The sequence below is a fragment of the Micromonospora solifontis genome (genome assembly GCF_003725545.1).
Lineage (GTDB): Bacteria > Actinomycetota > Actinomycetes > Mycobacteriales > Micromonosporaceae > Micromonospora > Micromonospora solifontis.
On the sequence record NZ_RJLN01000171.1, the window covers coordinates 1 to 3,939 of the forward strand.

Annotated in this window: 5 protein-coding genes; 2 read left to right on the forward strand and 3 right to left on the reverse strand. The window is 74.5% G+C overall.

The annotated features are described in order from the left end of the window. From EFE23_RS27575 to EFE23_RS27585, 3 genes are all read right to left on the reverse strand, one after another. Nucleotides 1-849, reverse strand: a complete 849-nt coding sequence (locus EFE23_RS27575; RefSeq protein ID WP_123243790.1) for a helix-hairpin-helix domain-containing protein — start codon at nt 847-849, stop codon at nt 1-3. A gap of 224 nt (nt 850-1,073) precedes the next feature. Beyond that, the gene (locus tag EFE23_RS27580; RefSeq protein WP_123243791.1) at nt 1,074-1,421 is read right to left on the reverse strand and encodes a TcmI family type II polyketide cyclase; all 348 of its coding nucleotides are present in this window, start codon (nt 1,419-1,421) and stop codon (nt 1,074-1,076) included. A gap of 149 nt (nt 1,422-1,570) precedes the next feature. Then, on the reverse strand, nt 1,571-2,395 hold the full coding sequence (locus tag EFE23_RS27585) for an AfsR/SARP family transcriptional regulator (protein ID WP_123243792.1): 825 nt from the start codon (nt 2,393-2,395) through the stop codon (nt 1,571-1,573). A gap of 436 nt (nt 2,396-2,831) precedes the next feature. Between EFE23_RS27585 and EFE23_RS27590 the strand changes: the two genes are divergently transcribed. Continuing rightward, nucleotides 2,832-3,164, forward strand: coding sequence for a TcmI family type II polyketide cyclase (locus EFE23_RS27590; RefSeq protein ID WP_123243793.1), 333 nt, complete (start codon nt 2,832-2,834; stop codon nt 3,162-3,164). After that, the coding region (locus EFE23_RS27595) for an acetyl-CoA carboxylase carboxyltransferase subunit beta (RefSeq protein WP_305034633.1) at nt 3,161-3,939 on the forward strand (779 nt) is incomplete at its 3' end. The genes EFE23_RS27590 and EFE23_RS27595, both read left to right, overlap by 4 nt.

Sequence of the window (3,939 nt, forward strand, 5' to 3'; positions counted from 1 at the left end):
TCAGGCCTGTTCGCCGGTGCCCGCCGGAAGGACCTGCTCGGCCTCGGCGCGGGCGCCAGCCAGCACCTTCGCCTGCTGCGCCCAGGTCGTCACGCTGGGCGCGGCGCGCAGGCCGGCGGCCTTGATGGTCTCCCGCAGCGCCGCCTCGTCCAGCTCGGCGAGCTGCTGGTAGGTGCGGATGCCGGCGGCCTGCAGGGCGGCGGCCATCTTCGGCCCGACGCCCTGGATCCGGCGGAAGTCGTCCGTCGGCGCGTCGGCACCGGTCTCCGCCGCGGCCGGCACGACGTCCTCGACGGCGGCGCGCGGCGCGGGCACGACCGCCGGGTCGGCGCTCGCCTCCGCCGCGGCGGGCTCGGTGGCGACGGGCTCGGCGACGACCGGCTCAGTGGCGACCGGCTCAGTGGCGACCGGCTCGGCGACGACGGGCTCGGTGGCGACCGGCTCAGTGGCGACCGGCTCGGCGACGACGGGCTCGATGGCGACCGGCTCGCCGACCGGCTCCGGCTCAGCCGCGACGGGCGCGTCGGCGGCGCTGACCTCGGCGGACGTGGTGTCGGGGCGGTCGTCGGACGGCAGGGTGGCGGCCTGGGCGGCCAGGGTGGCGGCGGCCGGCGCGGCGTCCTGCTCGGCCGGAACCGGCTCCTCGGTCACCGCGGCCGGCGCGGGCACCTCGTCCACGACGGCCTCCGGCCGCTCCTGGTCGACGGTGGCCTCGGCCGCCGGCGCACCCTCCACTGTGGTCGTCGCCGGGCCGGCGGTGGTCCGCCGACCGCTCACCACCCAGCCGACCACCAGTCCCACCAGCAGGGCCAGGATCACGACCAGCCATTGCCCGAAACTCGACGGCACGGCGAACCTCCTCATATGTGTGTGCGTGACAGTCGCGGAAAACTCGGGGCAGCTTCGCACACGCACCGCGGCGGCGACAGGGAGGTCCGCCGCTTCCGTCGCTGCTGGGACGGGGTGGTGCCGGCCGGTGGCGGTGGGATGACCGAGCGTGCGCCCCGGCCACAAGGGGGCGTCCCGGACCCTGGTGCCATCAGGGGTCCGGGACGCCGGTCCGGTGGGCCGCGTCAGCGCAACGGCCGGGGCGCCGGTGTGCCGGCGGCGTCCCAGCTGTAGAAGCAGTCGGCCACGGCGTCGCGCGGGGAGCGCCAGGTCGGCAGGTACGGCGACGTGTGCGCGGAGAGCCGCTCGTTGACCGTCCGGTACAGCGGGTGCTCGCGCGCCCCGGCCGCCACGTCGGGTTCGACGTCGCTGGTCTCCATCAGGTGCACGCAGAGGTCGTGCAGGTAGTACAGGGAGCGGTGGCGGACGCCGGTCAGGCGGGGCAGTTCGGTCGCGTCGGACTCCGCGAAGATCTGCGCCACCCGTCCCTGCGCGCCGGGCACGATCCGGCTGACGACCAACAGTCGGCTCATCGGTACCCCTCTCGCCGGTGCGGCCTCCGCGGGAAGCTGCGGACGCCGTGTGTGCCACAGCGTGGCCGGCGAACTGTCACCTCGCCGTCACCGCCGGTCGTGCCGCGGTGACATCGCTCGTGACGTCCCTTGTGGCCGGCGCCGCCGGCTCATCGCTGCCCCGGACCGGTGGGCGAGTTCGGACCGCGCTGCGCCGCCGGGGCGCCGGGTGGGCCGGTGCGGTCGGTGCGGCGCGGCGGCGGCTCCCGCCGGGTGGCGCGCCGGATCGGGGCGAGCGTGTCGGCGAGCAGCGCGCACATCGCGGCGGAGGGTTCCAGCCGCAGCTCGCGCAGGAGCAGGTCCCGGTAGACGTAGAAGGCGTGCACCGCCTCGAAGGCGTTGCCCTCGGCCAGGTGGATCCGGACCACCAGCCGGTGCGGCGTCTCCCGCAACGGTTCGGCCGCCATCGCCTCGAGGGCCGCTTCGAGGGCCTCGCCGTGCCGGCCGGCGGCGAGGTGGTTGCCGGCGAGCTCCTCCAGCATGTGCAGCCGCAGCTGGCGCAGCCGTTCCCGTTCCAGCAGCACCCAGTCGTCGTACCAGCCGGGCAGCAGGTCGTGCCGGGCGGTGGCGCCCGCGGTGGGGGGCAGCTCGCCGGCGCGGACCCGGGCGGCGGTCTCGACCAGCTCGTCGACGTCGAGGTGGACGGTGTCACCGAGCCGGACGGTGTCACCATCGGTGAGCAGCGGGCAGCACGGGTCCTGGCGCAACCGCCACAGGGCGGTCCGCAGTGACGACAACGCCCGTTCCTCCGAGGTCTCCGGCCAGAGCAGGCCGGCCAGGTGGCTGCGGGTGGCGGACGGCTGCAGTCCGATCAGGGCGATGACCCGTTGGAGTCCGCGCGGCACCACCACCGGGACGTCGTCGTGCAACAGCCGGAAGCCGCCCAGCAGGTGCAACGACACCCTGGGGGCGGAACGGTCGCCGGCCGTCGGCATTCTCGATTGACCGGACACGGGCGCACCCCCTGCACCGGAACCCACGTCCCGACCATCTGCTGATGCCCGGCTCGGCTGCCCGCGACCCCGATGTCGGAGCGGCTGCGCCGCCGTGGCGGGTGCCGCTGTGGCCGGGCTGACAAGAACGGAGATTATCAACGATGATTACGCTGGGTCAACGGCACGTCATCAATGCGACCGTCCGCCCTGGACTCGTTCAAAACTGCGTTGAACTGCGAAAAAGTGTCGTCATGTGGATTGGGGAAGATGACCTTCCCATAGCTTGCGCACAGTTTGCGTCAACGCAGCGTCACAATCGGCCGACCCGGATGGCGGCCCGATGACGCCGCGTTGACGGCCCCGGCGGCACCGTGTCGGCAGTCGTCCGGCGGACCGGTGGCGCCCGCCCCGGAACGCATCCCAGGGGAGGCTGTCCATGGACCGCTCGCTCATCGTCGCCAAGGTGCTGCCGACCGCCGAGGACCGGGTCGCCGAGATCTTCGCCGAGTCCGACGCGACCGACCTGCCCGGGCTGGTCGGCGTCCGGCACCGTTCGCTCTACCGGCTGCACGACCTGTACGTGCACCTGCTGGAGACGGAACGGCCGACCGGGAGCGCGGTGGAGGACGCCCGGGGCCACCCCGAATTCGTCCGGGTCAGCGAGCGGCTGCGGCCGTACATCTCGCCGTACCTGCCGACCTGGCGGTCCCCGCGGGATGCCATGGCGCACTGCTTCTACCGGTACGACGCGCCCGGGCGGCGGCCGTGACCACCACCGCGCCCCGCGACGAGCAGCTCTGGTCCCGCTGCGACGGATGCGCCTCCCTGCTGTACCGCAAACGGCTGCGCCGCAATTTGGAGGTCTGCCCCGAGTGCGGGTCGCACGCCCGGCTCGACGCCCCCGACCGGGTGGCGCAGCTGGCCGATCCGGAGTCGTTCACCCCGCTGCCGGAGCGGGCCGTCCGGATCGACCCGATCGGCTTCGTCGACGCCCTGCCGTACCCGCACCGGCTGAGCGCCGCGCGCGCCGGCACCGGCCTGGACGAGGCGGTGCTCTGCGGCACCGCCCGGATCGGCGGGCACCCGGTCGCCCTCGCGGTGATGGACTTCCGTTTCCTCGGCGGCAGCCTCGGCTGCGCCGTCGGCGAGCTGATCACCCGGACCGCCGAACACGCGCTCGCGGCGGAGGTGCCGCTGGTGCTGGTCACCGCCTCCGGCGGCGCCCGGATGCAGGAGGGCGCGCTGTCGCTGATGCAGATGGCCACGGTCAGCCAGGCCGTCGCCGGGCTGCGCGAGGCGGGCCTGCTCACCGTCAGCGTCATCACCGACCCGACGTACGGCGGGGTGGCCGCCTCCTTCGCCACCAACACCGACGTGGTGCTCGCCGAGAGCGGCGCCCGGATGGGCTTCGCCGGCCCCCGGGTGATCCGCCAGGTCACCGGCGCCACCCTGCCCGAGGGCTTCCAGACCGCCGAGTTCCTGCTCCGGCACGGGCAGGTGGACATGGTGGTGCCCCGGCACGCGCTGCGCGGCCGGCTGACCGC

Bases quoted from the DNA above. Each gene is read 5' to 3' on its own strand.
- EFE23_RS27590 (WP_123243793.1), top strand. From the start codon at position 2,832: ATGGACCGCTCGCTCATCGTCGCCAAGGTGCTGCCGACCGCCGAGGAC.
- EFE23_RS27580 (WP_123243791.1), bottom strand. From the start codon at position 1,421: ATGAGCCGACTGTTGGTCGTCAGCCGGATCGTGCCCGGCGCGCAGGGA.
- EFE23_RS27585 (WP_123243792.1), bottom strand. From the start codon at position 2,395: ATGCCGACGGCCGGCGACCGTTCCGCCCCCAGGGTGTCGTTGCACCTG.